A 17,235-nucleotide genomic window follows, 5' to 3' on the forward strand; every position below is an offset into this window, starting at 1 on the left:
GGCGGGCAGGGCGGGCGAATTCCCCATTCAGCCGGGCCGATGGGCGGGCAGGGCGCCCCTGCGCCGGCCGCGCTGAACGCAAGGTAATTGCGGCCAGCGTGCTGTATTGCAACAATTATCTGGTAGCGCCGTTCCACCACCCCTCCCAACACAGCCTACCGCCATGTCCCCGAACCGCCCTGCCCACGGCCGCACCCCGGTCGTGCACCCCCTCGTTTTCGCGCTTTCCGCCCTGCTGCCGCTGGCCGCAGCCGCCCAGGAAGCCCCGTCCGCCAAGGACCCGGTGGCCCTGGACACCCTGAAGGTGACCGCGCAGCGCCGCGTGGAGAACGCCAAGGACGTGCCGGTGGCGATCACCGCCATCCAGGGTGAGAAGCTGGACGTGCTGGGTTCGGCCGGCGATGACATCCGCTTCCTGTCCGCGCGCGTGCCCAGCCTCAACATCGAGTCGTCCTACGGCCGTGCCTTCCCGCGCTTCTACATCCGCGGCCTGGGCAACACCGATTTCGACCTCAATGCCTCGCAGCCGGTGTCGCTGGTGTTCGACGACGTGGTGCAGGAAAGCCCGCTGCTGAAGGGCTTCCCGCTGTTCGACCTGGCCGGCGTGGAAGTGCTGCGTGGCCCGCAGGGCACCCTGTTCGGCCGCAACACCCCGGCCGGCGTGGTCAAGTTCGATTCGGCCCGCCCGTCGCAGGACGCCGACGGCTACGTGAAGATGTCCTACGGCACCTATGACACCTGGAACGTGCAGGCCGCCTATGGTGGCCCGCTGACCAGCCGCTGGTCGGCACGCGTGTCGGGCCTGTACCAGCGCCGCGACAACTACGTGAACAACACCGTGGCCAACGCGCCGAGCCAGGGCTTCGAGGGCTATGACGAATCGGCCGGCCGCGTGCAGTTCCTGTACGAAGGCGACGAGCTGGAAGCACTGTTCAACCTGCACAAGCGCAAGCTCAACGGCACCGCGCGCCTGTTCCGCGCCAACATCATCCAGCCGGGCACCAACGCGCTGGTGCAGAACTTCGACCGCGACAGCGTGTCCACCGACGGCGTGAACTTCTCGCACCTGGACACCTGGGGTGGCAGTGCACGCCTGAAGTGGAACCTGGGCTCGGTGACGCTGCACTCGATCACCGGCTATGAAACCGCCGAATCGCTCAACCGCGGCGACATCGACGGTGGCTACGGCGCCGCCTTCCTCGGCCCGGGCAAGTCCGGCCCCGGCCTCATCCCGTTCTCGGCCGAATCGGCCGACGGCCTGCCGCACCACCGCCAGTGGACCCAGGAATTCCGCGTGGAATCCAACGACTGGGGCCGCATGAACTGGCAGGCCGGCCTGTTCTACTTCGATGAAGACGTCACCATCGACAACTTCAACTACGACTCGCTGACCCCGGGCAACCCGCAGACCGGCCATGTCGTGCAGCAGCAGCGCAACAAGGCCTGGGCCGCCTTCGTGTCCGGTGATTTCGCCGTGACCGAGCGCTTCAAGCTGCGTGGCGGCCTGCGCTACACCCAGGACAAGAAGGACTTCTCGGCCAGCGTGCTGCAGGCCGTGCCGTTCGGTACCCCGGTCAGCGGCCCGTACCTGGCCAACACCGATGTGAACGATGTCAGCTGGGACCTGAGCGGCGTCTACCAGATCACCGACAACATCAACGCCTACGCCCGCGTGGCCAAGGGCTTCCGTGCGCCGTCGATCCAGGGCCGCCTGGCCTTCGGCGGCGTGACCCAGGCCGATTCGGAGAAGGTGATCTCCTATGAAGCCGGCATCAAGGCCGACCTGTTCGACCGCCGCGCGCGCCTGGGCTTCAACGTGTTCCGCTACAACGTCGACGGCCAGCAGCTGATCGCCGTGGGCGGCACCAACAACACCGCGCGCCTGCTCAACGCCGACAAGACCCTGGGCCAGGGCTTCGAGCTGGACCTGGAAGCCTACCTGACCGACCACGTGCTGCTGACCCTGGGCAGCAGCTACAACGACACCGAGATCAAGGACAAGAACCTGGCGGTGGCGATCTGTGGCGGCGGCTGCACCGTGACCGACCCGACCACGGTCATCAACGGCCAGACCTTCGCCCTGGTCAACGGCAACCCGTTGCCGCAGGCGCCGAAGTGGATCCACAACCTGACCCTGCGCGCCGGCTTCCCGGTGAACGATGCCAGCGAGATCTACGCCTACACCGACTGGGCCTACCGCAGTGAAGTGAACTTCTTCCTGTACAACTCGCCGGAGTTCCGTGGCCGTTCGTCGCTGGAAGGCGGCCTGCGCGTGGGCTACAACTGGGCCTATGGCAAGTACGACGCTGCCGTGTTCGGTCGCAACCTGACCAACCAGACCCGCGTGGTCGGCGCGATCGACTTCAACAACCTGACCGGCTTCCTCAACGAGCCGCGCACGTTCGGCGTGGAATTCACCGCGAAGTTCTGATGCGGTTGCAGGTGTGATGCAATGAAGAAGGGCCGGCGCAATGCCGGCCCTTCTGTTTTTCCGGGCCCACCGGGCATGGCCCGGCGAGCGCAGCGGCGCGGGATTACAGCGCGCTTTGCGGGCGTACCTTCAGCACCGCTTCCTCGGCGGCGCAGTCGCGGCTGGCGTGCAGGCCAGCCTTGCGTGCGGCCGCGATCTCCCGGCGTGCTTCCAGCAGGTCCTTCTGGAAGCCGGCGTTGTCGTGCAGGCGTGCGACCACGGCGGCGCCCATGAAGCGGCCTTCCAGGATGTCGCTCTGCCAGTGCACGTTGCACACCAGGCGGCTCTCGCCGTAGTTGCGGCCACGGGCCTGGATGGCGTCGGCGCGATCAGGCGCGATCTCCGACAGGATCAGCGCCCACGCCCAGCCGATGGAGGTATGGCCGGAGGGGTAGGAACCATTCCTGCGCAGCCCGTCCTCATCATCCGGGGTGCAGGTCGGTTCGTTGTTGACCATGAACGGCCGTGCGCGCTGGTAGTGGTTCTTGGCCGCCTTGGTGCCGGCGCTGGCATCGATGCGGCTGCGTTCCAGCAGGCGGTACAGCGCAGGGGTCTTCACCGCATCGACATCCACGTCGATCGCGCAGGAGAACTGGTTGGCGCCGGCCGGGAAGCCCAGCTCGGCATCGCGGGTGGCCTGGGCGAAGCGCGGCGTGCCGCGCAGGGCACGGGCTTCGCGGCTGACCTGTTCGTCCAGCGCGAAACCGGCCGAACCCGCTGCGGGTGGTGCCGGCACCAGGGCCAGGCTGGCCGGCACGGCGCTCTTGTCCAGGTAGCCCACGGCCTTGGTGGTGACATTGGCCTCCACGGCGGTCGGCTTGGCCGCCGTGGCAGCGCAGCCGGCCAGCAGGGCGGTGACGGCCAGGCCCAGCAGCGGGCGTGGCGAACGGGAAAGGGCGGTCATGGTGGACTCACGGCAACGGAAACAGGGCGTCATGATCGCAGCCTGCGACCGCTCGTGCAGGCGCCATCGGTCATGCGGCCAGACCCTGCATGGTCACCGGCCGCACCGGAAGCGGTCATCAACCAGCGCGATCCTCCGTTTTGCAGGCCCAGCGCACGGACTTTCACATGTGCGGCCGCCGAGCATCGGGCCAGGGCTGCAGGCGGGCCCAGCTGTCGTGCCGGACCGGGGGGGATCGGACCAGGAAGGGAGGAAGGCGATGCGCATCACCGCAACAGGAAGTACCGCTGCCCTGCTGTTGTCGCTGGCCGCAGGCCCTGCATGGGGGGCCGACGTGGTCGGCGTGGCCTTCGTGCATGGCACCGGCGCCCAGACCAATGCCACGCAGGACTACTGGCAGCCGGCCATCATCGATACCGTGCGCCAGGGCCTGCCCAACAGCGCCAACTACACGGTCATCAACTGTGACTTCAACCAGTACATGTGGAAGCCGGAGGCCGCCGGCTGCCTGGCCGGCCAGCTGACCAGCTTCATCAACGCCCGCGGCATCACCCAGCTGGTGGTCATCACCCACTCCAACGGGGGCAACGTGATGCGCTGGATCCTGTCCAACCCGACCTACGACAGCCGCTACCCGAAGATCATCGCCACCGTGCGCAAGGTCAATGCACTGGCGCCGTCCTCGGCCGGCACGCCGCTGGCCGATGCGGTGATCAACGGCAACACCTTCGAAACCTCGCTGGGGTGGCTGCTGGGCTTCAGCACCGATGCGGTGCGCATGCAGCAGGTCGGGCACATGGCCACCTACAACGCGCAGAACCTGTACGGCACCGCCGGGCGCCCGGCCCTGCCCCGGCCGTTCCGCGCGGTGGTCGGCAGCGATGTCGAATCCGCGCCCTGGAACAGCAGCAACTACTGCGGTGGCTACGCGCAGAACGTCGGCCTGGAATTCACCCAGAACTGGCTGGACAGCTGCTCCGATGGCTTCCTCAACTGCAGCAGCCAGCGTGCCGCCGGCAGCACCTGGTTCACCGATACCCAGCGCACGCAGAACGGCAAACCGCTGAGCCACAACCAGAGCCGCCGCGAATGCTTCGGCCTGGGCGGCATCCTGCGCAACGACCTGGCCCAGTGACGGAGGCGATGACGATGACCCTGATCCTGATCAAGACGATCCCCGCGCTGTCGGCCCTTGCCCTGCTGGTGGCGCTGCATGCCGCATCCGTGCAGGCCGCGCAGCCGTTGCAGGCCAGCCGTGCGGGTGACCAGGTACCGGCGGCACTGGTGAACGCGCCGCTGCCGGCCGATGGCAACGATGAGCGCCAGCCGCTGGCGTTCGCCTGGGCGCTGGACCCGGCACAGCCGGTGACGGCGGGCGTGCCCTTCACCGATGTCAGCCGCAGTTACTGGCAGCAGGTCGATGGCGCGGCGCTGCAGCGCGGGCTGGACTTGCCACTGACCGCACCGGATGCGGTGATCCAGCTGAGCCCGGCACCGGACGCACGCGCCCTGCCGGCCAGCCAGCTGCAGGTGCGCGATCCCGCCGGGCGGGTGGGGCAGGCACGCGCGGTGGAGGCGGCCGACCTGCAGGCAGCCGGCATGCCGGTCACCACCGGCAGCACGATGCTGCGCACCGGTGCCGATTCACCGGCGGGGGCCTACCGGCTGCAGAGCGCACAGGCACAGGGGCGCTATGTCGTGCAGGTGCTGGAACCGGACAGCCCGGTGCGGCTGCAGGTGCAGCCCGGCCGCATGCAGGTGCTGGCCGGCGAGCGCCTGCCGGTACAGGTGACCCTGGCCGACGAGCGTGCCCGTGCCACGGCATTGGCCAGCCGGCGGCGTTCGCTGGGCGGGCAGGCGCTGCTGGTGGCCCCCGACGGGCGCACCTGGCCGCAGGCGTTGCGCCCGGGCGCCAACGGCGGCTTGTCGGCGCAGGTGCAGATTCCGGCGGATTCCGGCGCGGTGCAGGGGTTGTGGGAACTGCAGGTGTTCACCCAGGCCGATGGCGTGCTGCGCGATGGCAAGGTGGCCTTCGCCGTGGCCCGGCCCACGGCCCGTTTTGCCGGGCAGGCCACGGCGGATGCCGGCACGCGGCGGGTGGCCCTGCCGGTCCAGGTGGCCGCCGCCGGGCGCTATGAGGCACGCGGCACGCTGTACGCCACGGCCGGCGATGGCCAGCTGCGGCCGGTGGCACAGGCGCATGCTGCGGCCTGGTTCGGACATGCCGGGCGCGGCGAGCTGGTGCTGCCGTTCGACCAGGCGGCGCTGCCGTCCGGTTATGGCGCGCCCTACGAACTGCGCCACCTGCAGCTGCAGGACCAGAGCCGGATGGCGCCGATCGAATCGCGCGGGCAGGCCCTGCGCTTCTGAAAGCACGCCCAGGCAGGGTCGCCGTCAGGCGGCCCTGCTGTCTGGCCTCAACCGGCGTAGGCCGTCAGCCGCCCGTCGTGCTCGACCACCGTGATCGGACCACCAAACACGGCCGACAGCGGGGCATCGCACAGCAGTGCGTCGCGGTTGCCATCGGCCAGCACGCGGCCGTCGCGCAGCAGCACGACGCGCTCGATTTCCGGGATCACTTCCTCGATGTGGTGGGTCACCAGCACCAGGGTGATGCCCTCCTGCGCCAACCGCCGCATGGTGGCCACCAGCTGCTGCCGTGCCACCAGGTCCAGGCCGGTCGAGGGTTCATCCAGCAGCAGCGCCTGCGGCCGGTTGACCAGGGCGCGGGCGATCAGCACGCGGCGGGTCTCGCCGGCCGACAGCTCGGCATAAGCGCGGGCGCGCAGGGCGGTGGCGCCGGTCAGGGCCAGGGTTTCCCCCACACGTGCGAGCATGTCCGCGGTGATCTCGCGGAAGGCCGGCACCACGTAGCTGGCGAAAAAACCGGACAGTACCGCCTGTTCCACGGTCAGTCCCGGCATGTCCGACAGGTTGCTGCTCAGGTCGCCGGTGACGATGCCCAGCTGCGACCGCAGCCGGTCCACCTGCCAGCGGTTCTGGCCCAGCACCTTCACCGCCACGCTGCCGTCGGTCTGTGCCAGCGGGTACAGCTCGCGGGTGATCAGCTTGATGAAGGTCGACTTGCCGCAGCCGTTCGGGCCGAGCAGGGCGGTGTGCTGGCCCTGGGCGATGCGCAGGCTGAGCCCGTGCAGCACCTTCACCTGGCCGCGCACCACGGTGGCGCGGTCCAGCTCGATCAACGGGGGCAGGCCGTCGGTCGACGGCGCGGCGGGGGTAATGCGCGGATTCAGGCTCGACAACGTGGGGTCCCCAACTGAACGGAATGGCCGATACGGTGGCGCAGGGATGCAGTTTGCAACGCAAGCGCCCATCATGTCTGCCATCACCGTCCAACCGCCGCGGGATCGCGCCGGGCAGGGCGGCCGCCCGTTGCCCGCACCGCCAGGAGACTGCTCCCATGTCCGATGCCTTGATCGCGTACCTGACCGGCGGCATCGCCGGCCTCGGCTGGTGGGGGATGCTGCTGGTGCTGCTGGTGTTCACCCAGCTCACCATCTTCGCGGTGACGCTGTACCTGCACCGCAGCCAGGCGCACCGTGGCGTGGATTTCCACCCGGTGCTGGCGCACTTCTTCCGCTTCTGGGTCTGGCTGACCACCTCGATGATCACCCGCGAGTGGGTGGCCATCCACCGCAAGCACCACGCCAAGGTGGAAACCGAGGATGACCCGCACAGCCCGGTGACCAAGGGCATCGGCCGGGTGTTCTGGCGCGGCGTGGAGCTGTACCGCGAAGCACGCACCCAGCGTGCGGACATCGAACAGTACGGCCGCGGGGCACCGGAGGACTGGATCGAGCGCCACCTGTACACACCCTACGCGACCCTCGGGCCGGTCCTGCTGCTGGCGATCGATGCCGTGCTGTTCGGCCTGCCCGGCGTGGCCCTGTGGGCGATCCAGATGGCGTGGATTCCGTTCTGGGCCGCCGGCGTGGTCAATGGCCTGGGCCACTGGTGGGGCTACCGCAACTTCGAATCGGCCGACACCTCCACCAACCTCACGCCCTGGGCGTTCTGGATCGGGGGCGAAGAACTGCACAACAACCATCACGCGTTCCCCAGCTCGGCCCGTTTCTCGATGCGCCGCTGGGAATTCGACATCGGCTGGAATGCCATCCGCCTGCTGCGCGCGCTGCGCCTGGCCACGGTGCTGCGCGTGGCACCGAGCATGGACGTGCGCCCGAACATCAGCGTGCCTGATGCGGACACGCTCAGGGCGCTGCTGTCGCACCGCTTCCAGGCCATGACCGATTACCAGCGCAACGTGTTCGTGCCGGCGCTGCGCGAAGAGGCGGCCCAGGCCGGGGCCAAGCTGCGCAAGCTGCTGCCACGCCGGCTGCGCCGCGGCCTGGTCAACGATGGCCGCTGGCTGAAGCCGGCCTGCCGTGCCGAACTGAGCAGCTGGGTCGAGCAGCGCCCGCGCATCCGCCTGCTGGTGGAGCATCGCGCCCGCTTGGCCGGCCTGCTGGAAGCACGCGGCAACGATGCCGCCGAGCGCCTGCGTCAGCTGCAGGCCTGGTGCCGCGAAGCCGAGGAAAGCGGCGTGGCGGCGTTGCAGGCCTACGCCGCGCGGTTGAAGGGCTACACCCTGGTCACCCGATGAGGCTGCCGTGGGGGCTGTGCGTGGCCGCCGCCCTGGTGCCGGCCGCGCATGCGCAGGTCAGCCCCGCCCCCGTCGATACCACCGCCCACTACCTGCAGCGCATGGACGCCGACGGCGATGGGCGCATCAGCCAGGCCGAGTACGTGCAGTGGATGCTGTACGCCTTCGACCGCATGGACCGCAACGGTGATGGCGTGCTGACGGCCGATGAGCTGCCCGGTGGCAAGGGCAGGGCGATCAGCCGCGCGCACCAGCAGCAGGTGCTGGTGGCCCGCTTCCACACGCAGGATGCCAACGGCGATGGTTATCTGGATGCGCGCGAGCTGGCCGCGCCGCCGCGGTGATTGGCCGGCGTAGAATTCCCCCATGCCCGAACTCCCCGAAGTAGAAACCACCCGCCGTGGCCTGGCCCCGCACCTGCAGGGCCGCCGCGTGCATGGGGTGATCCTGCGCCGTGCCGACCTGCGCTGGCCGATTCCGCCGGAAGTGGCCGAACTGCTGCCGGGGCAGCGCATCGAGGACATCCGCCGGCGCGCCAAGTACCTGCTGCTGGATACCGCCATCGGCAGCGCGGTGCTGCACCTGGGCATGTCCGGCAGCCTGCGCGTGCTGCCCGGTGATACCCCGCTGCGCAGCCACGACCACGTGGACATCAGCCTGGACAATGGCCGCCTGCTGCGCTTCAACGATCCGCGCCGCTTCGGCAGCCTGCTCTGGCAACCGGCCGGGGAAGTCCATCCGCTGCTGCAGGGGCTGGGCCCGGAGCCCCTGGACGCTGTCTTCGACGGTGACTACCTGTTTGCCCGCAGCCGTGGCCGCAGCGCCCCGGTGAAGACCTTCCTGATGGACCAGGCGGTGGTGGTGGGCGTGGGCAACATCTACGCCGCCGAAAGCCTGTTCAAGGCCGGCATCAGCCCGCTGCGCGAGGCGGGCAAGGTCTCGCGCGAGCGCTACCAGCGCCTGGCCGATGCGGTGAAGGCCATCCTGGGTTATGCCATCACCCGCGGCGGCACCACCCTGCGCGATTTCATCAGCCCCGACGGCGCACCGGGCTACTTCGAGCAGGAGCTGTCGGTGTACGGCCGTGATGGCCAGCCGTGCCCGTCCTGCGGGCGGCTGCTCAAGCACGCGGTGATCGGCCAGCGTGCCAGCGTCTGGTGCAGTCACTGCCAGCGCTGAGCGGGCACCGGGCCAGGCGGCGGCCAGCGCTGGCTGAACGGGCCGGCGCGATCACCGCTGCCTGTTAACGTTTGTCTGCCTATGATGTCCGGCCCTCCCTGTGCCCTTGGCGCCCGCATGCAACGACGCGACTTCCTCCGCAACGCCTCCCTGGCCCTGGCTGCCATCGGCATGCCGGCATTGCCGGCCTGTGCCGCGGCCAACCGCCAGCTCGGTTTGCGCCGCCTTGGCCAGCCGCAGCCGTTCGATTTCGCCATCCTCAAGGGCCAGGCCCGCGCGCTGTCGCAGGCCCCGTACAAGACCCACAAGCGGACCCTGCCCGGGCCGGTGGAAGCGCTGGACTGGGACCAGTACCAGTCCATCAGCTACCGCCAGGACCATGCGCTGTGGGCCGACCAGCCCGGCAAGTTCCAGGCCAAGTTCTTCCACCTGGGCCTGTACTTCCATTCGCCGGTGCGCATGTACGACGTGGTCGACGGCAAGGCGCAGGAACTGGCCTATGACGGCGCGGCGTTCGATTACGGCAAGAGCGGCATCAAGGGCAGCCAGCTGCCGGCCGACCTGGGTTTTGCCGGGTTCCGGCTGAACACCCGCAAGGACACCGACCGCGATTTCGCTGCCTTCCTCGGCGCCAGCTACTTCCGCGCCGTCGGCAAGGAAGGCCAGTACGGCCAGTCCGCGCGTGGCCTGGCGATCGATACCGGCATGGGCAAGCCGGAGGAATTCCCCGATTTCATCAGCTACTACCTGGAACAGCCGGCGGCCGATTCCAACACGCTGGTGGTGTATGCCCTGCTGGACTCGCCCAGCGTGACCGGTGCCTACCGCTTCGCCATCACCAATGGCGACGTGCTGCTGATGGACATCGACAGCGCGCTGTACCCGCGCACCACCATCGAGCGCCTGGGCATCGCCCCGTGCACCAGCATGTACCAGGTGGGCGAGAACGACCGCCGCATGGCCTGGGACTGGCGTCCGGAAATCCACGACACCGATGGCCTGTCGATGTGGACCGGGGCCGGCGAATGGATCTGGCGCCCGTTGTGCAACCCGGCGCACCTGCGCTTCAACATGTTCGTGGACCGCAACCCGCGCGGGTTCGGCCTGCTGCAGCGCGACCGCAACTTCGATCACTACCAGGACGACGGCGTGTTCTACGAGAAGCGCCCGTGCCTGTGGGTGGAGCCGAAGGGCGAGTGGGGTGAGGGATCGGTGCAGCTGGTGGAGATTCCCACCGTCGATGAGACCTTCGACAACATCGTTGCCTTCTGGAACCCCAAGGAAAAGCCGGCCGCCGGGCAGGAACTGCTGATCGGCTACCGCCTGTACTGGGGCGCCGAGCCGCCGGCCCGCCCGCCGCTGGCGCATTGCGTGGCCAGCCGCACCGGCCTGGGCGGCGTGGTGGGCAAGAAGCGTGAGTATTTCAGCTGGCGCTTTGCGGTCGATTTCGAGGGCGGCGAGCTGGCCGGGCTGATCGACAAGGCCGAGGTGGAGGCGGTGGTGGAAGCCAGCCGTGGCCGCGTGGAGATCGTCTCGGCGCGCCCGCTGCGCGAGATCAAGGGCTACCGCGCCATGTTCGACCTGGTGCCGCCGGACAACAGCACCGACCAGATCGATATCCGCCTGTACCTGCGCAGCGGCGGCAAGACGCTGACCGAGACCTGGCTGTACCAATACAGTCCGCCGGCGGCGGGCGCTCCCGAGCGCACGCTGTACTGAGAGGGGGGGAGGGGTTGCAGGGCTTGCAGCCCTGCACCTGCAGAGGCTTCAAGCCAGGGCAACGTCAAAGGCGGGCGATCCGCGGGATGGCGGGGTGGGTCCGGTTGCGGGGGACGCCGTGAATACGTCCCTGTAGGCTCGGTCGAGCCATCCATGGCGCTCACGCCCCCGTAACCGGACCCACCCCGCCTTCGACAGTTTCCCGCGATCTGTTGTAGATCCACGCCATGCGTGGATCAATGCCAATCGAAATCGAATATTTCGAGAATTCATCGAAAAGCATCCACGCATGGCGTGGATCTACCGGCCAACTGTCGAAGGCGGGGCACTGTGGGTTTGCGGGGTGTGAGCCGCATGGGCCCGAGGCATGCCTCGGGCGGGTTGGGCAGGACGCCCAACCCCGGTCTTGCCGTGTGCGCAGGACAGCGCACACGAGCAAGCGGCGACCAAGCCCCCATGGATGGGTTTACGGCGTCCCCGCAAACCCACAGTGCCCCGCCATCCCACGGATAGCCCGCTTTTGACGTTGCCGTCGCCCTGGCTTGAGAAGCAGGTGCAGGGCGCAGCCCTGCAAAAGGCCCCCTACAACGGCAGGGGCGCCTGCGCCGGGTCGATCCGCCCTTCACCGCGGGTGATCTTCTTGAACTCGGCACGGCTGACCGACACATAGCGCTCGTTGCCACCGATCTCCACCTGCGGGCCGTCCTGCACGGCATGGCCATGCTCGTCCACGCGCACGGTCATGGTGGCCTTCTTGCCGCTGTGGCAGATGGTCTTGATCTCCTGCATCTCATCGGCCCAGGCCAGCAGGTACTGGCTGCCCTCGAACAGTTCGCCGCGGAAGTCGGTGCGCAGGCCATAGCACAGCACCGGAATGCGCATCTGGTCCACGACCTCACTCAGCTGCCAGACCTGGGCACGGGTCAGGAACTGGGCCTCGTCCACCAGCACGCAGCCCATTGGCCCGTTGGCGGCCAGGTCCTGCTCGACCCAGTGCTGCAGGTCGGTATCACGGTCGAAGGCCATGCCCTCGGCACGCAGGCCGATCCGCGAGGCGACCACGCCGGTGCCGGCACGATCGTCCAGGCGCGGGGTCAGGATCGCCACCCGCATGCCGCGCTCGCGGTAATTGTGCGCGCTCTGCAACAGGGTGGTGGTCTTGCCGGCGTTCATCGCCGAATAGTAGAAGTAGAGCTTGGCCATCGGCCGATTGTACGCCGCCGCCCCGGCACGCCGAAGCCGTTCAGCATCCCCACCGGCCGGCGGCTGTGGCCGTCACCTGTGCCCGCTACAATCCCCACCCAATGCACGGTCTCAATCCCCCCCAAGCCGCCGCCGTCCTGCACATCGAAGGCCCCCTGCTGGTACTGGCCGGCGCGGGCAGTGGCAAGACGCGCGTGATCGTGGAAAAAATCGCCCACCTGATCGGCTGCGGGCGCTACCCGGCCCGTCGTATCGCGGCGATCACCTTCACCAACAAGTCGGCCAAGGAAATGCGCGAGCGCGTGGCCAAGCGCCTGCGCGAGCAGGATGCCGACGAGGTGACCATCTGCACCTTCCACGCGCTGGGCCTGAAGTTCCTGCAGATCGAGCATGCGGCAGTGGGCCTGAAGCGGGGCTTCTCCATCTTCGATGCCGACGATGCCGCCGCGCAGATCAAGGACCTGATGTCCGGTGCCAAGCCCGATGACATCGAGGACATGAAGAACATGGTGTCGCGCGCGAAGAACGCCGGCCTGTCGCCCGAGCAGGCGATGGCCGCTGCGCGCAGCAACCGCGAAAAGGAAGCGGCCAGTGTCTACGAGCGCTACCAGCTTCGCCTGACCGCGTTCAATGCGGTGGACTTCGACGACCTGATCCGCCTGCCGGTGCAGGTGCTGGAAGAAAACCCGGATATCGCCCTGGCCTGGCGCGAGCGCATCGGCTACCTGCTGGTGGACGAATGCCAGGACACCAACGATGCGCAGTATCGGCTGCTGAAGCAGCTGGCCGGCGACAAGGGCAACTTCACCTGCGTGGGGGACGATGACCAGTCGATCTACGCCTGGCGCGGTGCCAACCCGGAAAACCTGCAGCAGATGGGGCGCGACTACCCCGCGCTGGAAATCATTAAGCTGGAGCAGAACTACCGCTGCTCCAACCGCGTGCTGCGCGCGGCCAACGCGCTGATCGCCAACAACCCGCACGAACACCTGAAGAAGCTGTGGAGCGACCAGGCCGACGGCGAGCGCATCCGCGTGTGGGAATGCCGCAACAGCGAACATGAAGCGGAAAAGGTCGCCGCCGAGATCGCCTTCGTGGCGCAGTCGCGCAACGTGCCGTGGAGCGATTTCTGCATCCTGTTCCGTGGCAATTTCCAGTCGCGTCCACTGGAAAAGGCGATGCAGCTGCTGCGCATCCCCTACCACCTGACCGGCGGCACCATGTTCCTGGAACGCCAGGAAGTGAAGGACACGCTGGCCTGGCTGCGGCTGCTGGTGAACCCCGACGATGACACCGCGTTCATGCGTGCGGTGCAGTCGCCCAAGCGCGATGTGGGCGCCGGCACGCTGGCCAAGCTGGCCGAGCTGGCGCAGGAAAAGGACATGCCGATGGCGCAGGCCGCCGAGGCGATCGGCGCACTGCAGCAGCTGCCGCCGCGCGCGGCCAACAGCCTGGCGCGCTTCACCGACATCCTGCGCGACCTGCGCGCGCAGACCCGGCAGATCACCTCCGGCGACATGATCCGCAAGGTCGCCAAGGAATCGGGCCTGCTCAGCGAGCTGCGCCAGCAGGCCAAGGAAGAGGCCAGCTACCAGCGCCGCGCTAACAACATCGAAGAACTGGCGCAGTGGTTCGAGGGCGGCCCGCGCGGTGCCACCGCGGCCGATCTGGCCGGGCAGCTGGCACTGCTGTCGCGCAGCGACAAGGACGAGGGCGGCAACCAGGTGCGCATGATGACCATGCATGCCTCCAAGGGCCTGGAATTCCCCTATGTGTTCATCGTCGGCTGCGAGGACGGCGTGCTGCCGCACCAGGTCAGCCTGGACGAAGGCAACCTGCAGGAAGAGCGGCGCCTGCTGTACGTGGGCATCACCCGCGCCAAGATCCAGCTGTGGATGAGCTACAGCAAGCTGACGCGCAAGTTCGGTGAGCATGTGCGGCTCAAGCCCAGCCGCTTCTTCGACGAGATACCCGCCGAGGAGATCCAGCGCGATGGTGCCGACCCGGTCGCCGATGCTGCGCGCAAGAAGGAGCGGGCGAGCGCGGGGCTGGCGGCCATCGAAGCGCTGTTTGATTGATCGGGGTCGGATCCCTTCCCGACGGGAAGGGCTCTGACCCCCAGTTCACGGAGATCCGCGCATGCATCCCATCGAAAGCGAACGCCTGCGGCTGCGGGCCATCGAGCCGGACCGTGATGCGGCCCATACCCTGGCGCTGCTGAACGATCCGGGCTTCCTGCGCTTCATCGGCGATCGCAACGTGCGTGATGAGGCACAGGCGCGCGACTACATCGCCACCCGCATCCTGCCCGGCTATGCCCTCAACGGTTTTGGCATGTACGCGATCGAGCGGCTGTCCGACGGTGCATGGCTGGGCAATGCCGGGCTGGTGCGCCGCGAGGGCCTGCCGGCCCCGGATATCGGCTATGCGGTGCTGTCGCGCTATGCGGGGCAGGGCTATGCCGGCGAGGCGGCGCGGGCGGTGTTCGCCCATGCGCGGGGCACGCTGGGGTTGCAGGACCTGTATGGCATCACCGACCTGGACAACATCGCCTCGGCGCGGATCCTGCGGGCCCTGGGCCTGCAGGATCGCGGGGTGATCCAGCTGCCGGGCATCGACAGCCCCAGCCGGCTGTTCGCCACCCCCGGCGCGGCCAAGGTCTGACCGCTCGCCGGGCGTGGCCCGGCGGCAGGCCTCAACCGCCGCGCAGTTCGGCCAACTGCGCCTGCAGTTCGGCCACGGCCGCTTCCAGCTGTTCCACCCGGGCCGCCAGGTCGGGGTCCACACTGCCGGCGGAACCCGCGCCGCTGCCGGCGTACTTCGCCGCCAGTGCCTCGCCGTCCACCTCGCCGCACAGCAGGTGCATGTAGCGGTCCTCGCGCTGGCCGCTGGCACGCGGCAGCACCACCAGCAGGGCCCGCTGCTGCAGGCGTTCGATGGCGTGGCGGGCCTCGTCGGTATCGGCGAAGCGATGCAGGCGCTCGCTGCGGGTCACCAGCTCCCCCAGGGTCTGCGGGCCGCGCAGCAGCAGCAGGGCCAGCAGCACGGTCTGCTGCCGGGTCAGGTCCAGCGCGGCCTGCAGGCGGTGCTCGTAGCGTTCGGCGCGCGAGGAATAGTGCTGGCGCGCCAGCCCCAGGGTCTCCAGCTGGCGCAGCGCGTGCTGCACGTTGCCCGCATCGATGTTCATCACCGGCTCGCGGGCGGTCTTCTGGTTGGCCGCCGACTGGGCGGCATTGACCGTCAGCGGGTAGGTATCCGGGGTGGTCGCCTCCTTTTCCACCAGGCAGCCGAGCAGGCGGGCCTGCACCGCATCCAGCAGCGGTCGGTCGGGGGTCTGGGTCGGTTCGGTCATGGCGGCCTCCAGCGGGCAAGGGGTCAACCACCAAGCATAGCCGTGCCAGCGGCGTCTTTGCCGGTAAAATGGCCGGGATATCTGTCTGCCGTCGGTGATCCTGATGCGTCGTCCTGCTTCCCTGTCCCTGTGCCTGCTCGCCACCGCGGCGATCGGCCTGTCCGCGTGCAAGCGCGTTGACCCCCCGGCTGATGCCGCTGCGCCGGCCGCGCCCGCTGCGGCACCCGCCCAGGCCGAAGGCGCGCTCGATGCCACCGCCAACGACAACCTCAATGCGGTGCTGTGGATGCAGCGCGCGCAGGAATACAAGGCGATCACCGAGCAGACCTACCGCGCCGCCGCCGACCGCCTGGATGCCGCGCTGAAGGAAGCCAACTGGGATGCACTGGTGCCGGAAGAGCGCGGCAACGCCGCCAAGGGCCTGAAGCCGGCCGTGGTGCTGGACGTGGACGAGACCGTGCTGGACAACTCGCCCTACCAGGCGCGCCTTGTCCGTGATGGCAAGGAATACGACGAAGTGACCTGGGCCCAGTGGGTGGCCGAGAAGAAGGCCAAGGCGATCCCGGGCGTGGTCGATTTCGCCAAGGCCGCCAATGCCAAGGGCGTGACCCTGCTGTACATCTCCAACCGTGCCGTGCACCTGAAGGACGCCACCCTGGCCAACCTGCGCGAGCAGGGCCTGCCGGTGGCCGATGACAGCGTGTTCCTGGGCCTGGGCACCGTGGTGGAGGGCTGCGAGCAGGCCGGCAGCGAGAAGAACTGCCGCCGCCGCCTGGCCGGCCAGAAGTACCGCGTGCTGATGCAGTTCGGTGACCAGCTGGGCGACTTCGTCGAAGTGACCGCCAACACCAACGAAGGCCGCGATGCGCTGCTGCAGCAGTACCACGACTGGTTCGGCGAGCGCTGGTGGATGCTGCCCAACCCGACCTACGGCGGCTTCGAGCCGGCGCAGTTCAACAACGACTACAGCCAGTCGCGCCAGGCCCGCCACGATGCCAAGCGCGCCGCCCTGGACTACGCACCGTGAGCCGCGGGCCGCTGCCGCTGCGCGATGACGAGCGCCTGATCTTCGCGCTGGACGTGCCGGACAGCACGCAGGCGCTGGCCTGGGTCGACCGCCTGGGCGACAGCGTGTCCTTCTACAAGATCGGCATGGAACTGCTGGCTTCCGGCGAGTACTTCCAGGTGCTCGACGCGCTGGCCGCACGCGACAAGCGGGTATTCGTCGACCTGAAGTTCTTCGACATCCCGGCCACCGCTGCGGCCGTCATCAAGCGCCTGTCGCAGTGGCCGGTCAGCTACGCCACCATCCATGGCTGGCACCCGGCCATGATGGAGGCCTGCGCGGCGGCCAACGGCAGCGACATGCGCCTGCTGGCGGTGACGGTGCTGACCTCGATGGGGCGTGCCGATCTGGCGCAGATGGGCATCGACCGCGAGCCGGTGGACGTGGTGGTCGAGCGTGCGCTGGCCGCCCAGGCCGCTGGCATCGACGGGGTGATCGCCTCCGGCCAGGAAGCGGGTCCGATCCGGGCCGCCACCGGTGCCGGCTTCTCCATCGTCTGCCCCGGCATCCGCCCCGGTGGTCCGGTGGGCGATGACCAGAAGCGTACCGTCGGCGTGGCGCAGGCCTTCGCCGATGGCGCCGATGCGATCGTCGTCGGCCGGCCGATCCGCCTGGCCGCCGATCCGCAGGCGGCTGCACGGGCGATCCAGCAGGAAATCGCGTCGGCTCTGGCCGCGCGCTGAGCGCACTGCCAACGCCGGTCACGCCGGCAGTGCGA

15 protein-coding genes are annotated in these 17,235 nt (G+C 68.7%); 11 read left to right on the top strand and 4 right to left on the bottom strand.

The window, feature by feature from the left end; genetic code table 11:
• The first annotated feature begins 163 nt into the window (after positions 1-163).
• Positions 164-2,431: a TonB-dependent receptor gene (locus tag Q9R17_RS08580; RefSeq protein WP_308157993.1), complete on the top strand. Its 2,268-nt coding sequence runs from the start codon at positions 164-166 to the stop codon at positions 2,429-2,431.
• 103 nt (positions 2,432-2,534) lie between these two features.
• Here Q9R17_RS08580 and Q9R17_RS08585 read toward each other — a convergent pair whose 3' ends face one another.
• Positions 2,535-3,374: a phosphatase PAP2 family protein gene (locus Q9R17_RS08585; protein ID WP_308157994.1), complete on the bottom strand. Its 840-nt coding sequence runs from the start codon at positions 3,372-3,374 to the stop codon at positions 2,535-2,537.
• Positions 3,375-3,633: 259 nt separating this feature from the next.
• Between Q9R17_RS08585 and Q9R17_RS08590 the strand changes: the two genes are divergently transcribed.
• Together Q9R17_RS08590 and Q9R17_RS08595 are read left to right on the top strand one after the other, a co-directional pair.
• The gene (locus Q9R17_RS08590; RefSeq protein ID WP_308157995.1) at positions 3,634-4,509 is read left to right on the top strand and encodes a hypothetical protein; all 876 of its coding nucleotides are present in this window, start codon (positions 3,634-3,636) and stop codon (positions 4,507-4,509) included.
• Between the two features lie 8 nt (positions 4,510-4,517).
• A complete protein-coding gene (locus tag Q9R17_RS08595) occupies positions 4,518-5,744 on the top strand; it encodes a DUF4785 domain-containing protein (RefSeq protein WP_308157996.1) in 1,227 nt (408 codons plus the stop codon).
• Positions 5,745-5,791: 47 nt separating this feature from the next.
• Here Q9R17_RS08595 and Q9R17_RS08600 read toward each other — a convergent pair whose 3' ends face one another.
• Complete coding sequence (locus Q9R17_RS08600) at positions 5,792-6,637, bottom strand: ATP-binding cassette domain-containing protein (protein ID WP_308157997.1); 846 nt, start codon at positions 6,635-6,637, stop codon at positions 5,792-5,794.
• A gap of 158 nt (positions 6,638-6,795) precedes the next feature.
• Here Q9R17_RS08600 and Q9R17_RS08605 point away from each other — a divergent pair, with 158 nt between their 5' ends.
• The 4 genes from Q9R17_RS08605 (at position 6,796) to Q9R17_RS08620 (ending at position 10,896) form a co-directional block, all read left to right on the top strand.
• Positions 6,796-7,998: a fatty acid desaturase gene (locus Q9R17_RS08605; protein WP_308157998.1), complete on the top strand. Its 1,203-nt coding sequence runs from the start codon at positions 6,796-6,798 to the stop codon at positions 7,996-7,998.
• Entirely contained in the window at positions 7,995-8,342 is a 348-nt protein-coding gene (locus Q9R17_RS08610) for an EF-hand domain-containing protein (RefSeq protein WP_308157999.1), read from the top strand. The genes Q9R17_RS08605 and Q9R17_RS08610 overlap by 4 nt, the downstream gene beginning before the upstream one ends.
• 22 nt (positions 8,343-8,364) lie before the next feature.
• A complete protein-coding gene (gene mutM / locus Q9R17_RS08615) occupies positions 8,365-9,177 on the top strand; it encodes a bifunctional DNA-formamidopyrimidine glycosylase/DNA-(apurinic or apyrimidinic site) lyase (protein ID WP_308158000.1) in 813 nt (270 codons plus the stop codon).
• Between the two features lie 117 nt (positions 9,178-9,294).
• Positions 9,295-10,896 carry a glucan biosynthesis protein D gene (locus Q9R17_RS08620; protein WP_308158001.1) on the top strand — a complete coding sequence of 534 codons (1,602 nt, stop codon included), beginning with the start codon at positions 9,295-9,297 and terminating at the stop codon, positions 10,894-10,896.
• Positions 10,897-11,478: 582 nt separating this feature from the next.
• Here Q9R17_RS08620 and Q9R17_RS08625 read toward each other — a convergent pair.
• A complete protein-coding gene (locus tag Q9R17_RS08625) occupies positions 11,479-12,099 on the bottom strand; it encodes a thymidine kinase (protein WP_308158002.1) in 621 nt (206 codons plus the stop codon).
• Positions 12,100-12,200: 101 nt separating this feature from the next.
• Between Q9R17_RS08625 and Q9R17_RS08630 the strand changes: the two genes are divergently transcribed.
• Both Q9R17_RS08630 and Q9R17_RS08635 read left to right on the top strand, forming a co-directional pair.
• Positions 12,201-14,177, top strand: coding sequence for a UvrD-helicase domain-containing protein (locus Q9R17_RS08630; RefSeq protein ID WP_308158003.1), 1,977 nt, complete (start codon positions 12,201-12,203; stop codon positions 14,175-14,177).
• Between the two features lie 61 nt (positions 14,178-14,238).
• The gene (locus tag Q9R17_RS08635; protein ID WP_308158004.1) at positions 14,239-14,763 is read left to right on the top strand and encodes a GNAT family N-acetyltransferase; all 525 of its coding nucleotides are present in this window, start codon (positions 14,239-14,241) and stop codon (positions 14,761-14,763) included.
• A gap of 31 nt (positions 14,764-14,794) precedes the next feature.
• Here the strand turns inward: Q9R17_RS08635 and Q9R17_RS08640 are convergent, their stop codons facing one another.
• Complete coding sequence (locus tag Q9R17_RS08640; RefSeq protein WP_308158005.1) at positions 14,795-15,451, bottom strand: DUF480 domain-containing protein; 657 nt, start codon at positions 15,449-15,451, stop codon at positions 14,795-14,797.
• Between the two features lie 103 nt (positions 15,452-15,554).
• On the opposite strand from Q9R17_RS08640, the gene Q9R17_RS08645 reads away from it, so the two are divergent.
• Together Q9R17_RS08645 and pyrF are read left to right on the top strand one after the other, a co-directional pair.
• A complete protein-coding gene (locus Q9R17_RS08645) occupies positions 15,555-16,478 on the top strand; it encodes a 5'-nucleotidase, lipoprotein e(P4) family (RefSeq protein WP_308158006.1) in 924 nt (307 codons plus the stop codon).
• The gene (gene pyrF / locus Q9R17_RS08650; RefSeq protein WP_308158007.1) at positions 16,475-17,200 is read left to right on the top strand and encodes an orotidine-5'-phosphate decarboxylase; all 726 of its coding nucleotides are present in this window, start codon (positions 16,475-16,477) and stop codon (positions 17,198-17,200) included. The genes Q9R17_RS08645 and pyrF overlap by 4 nt, the downstream gene beginning before the upstream one ends.
• The last annotated feature ends 35 nt before the right edge of the window (positions 17,201-17,235 follow it).

The organism is Stenotrophomonas sp. 24(2023) (genome assembly GCF_030913365.1).
In the GTDB taxonomy this organism is placed as follows: Bacteria; Pseudomonadota; Gammaproteobacteria; order Xanthomonadales; family Xanthomonadaceae; genus Stenotrophomonas.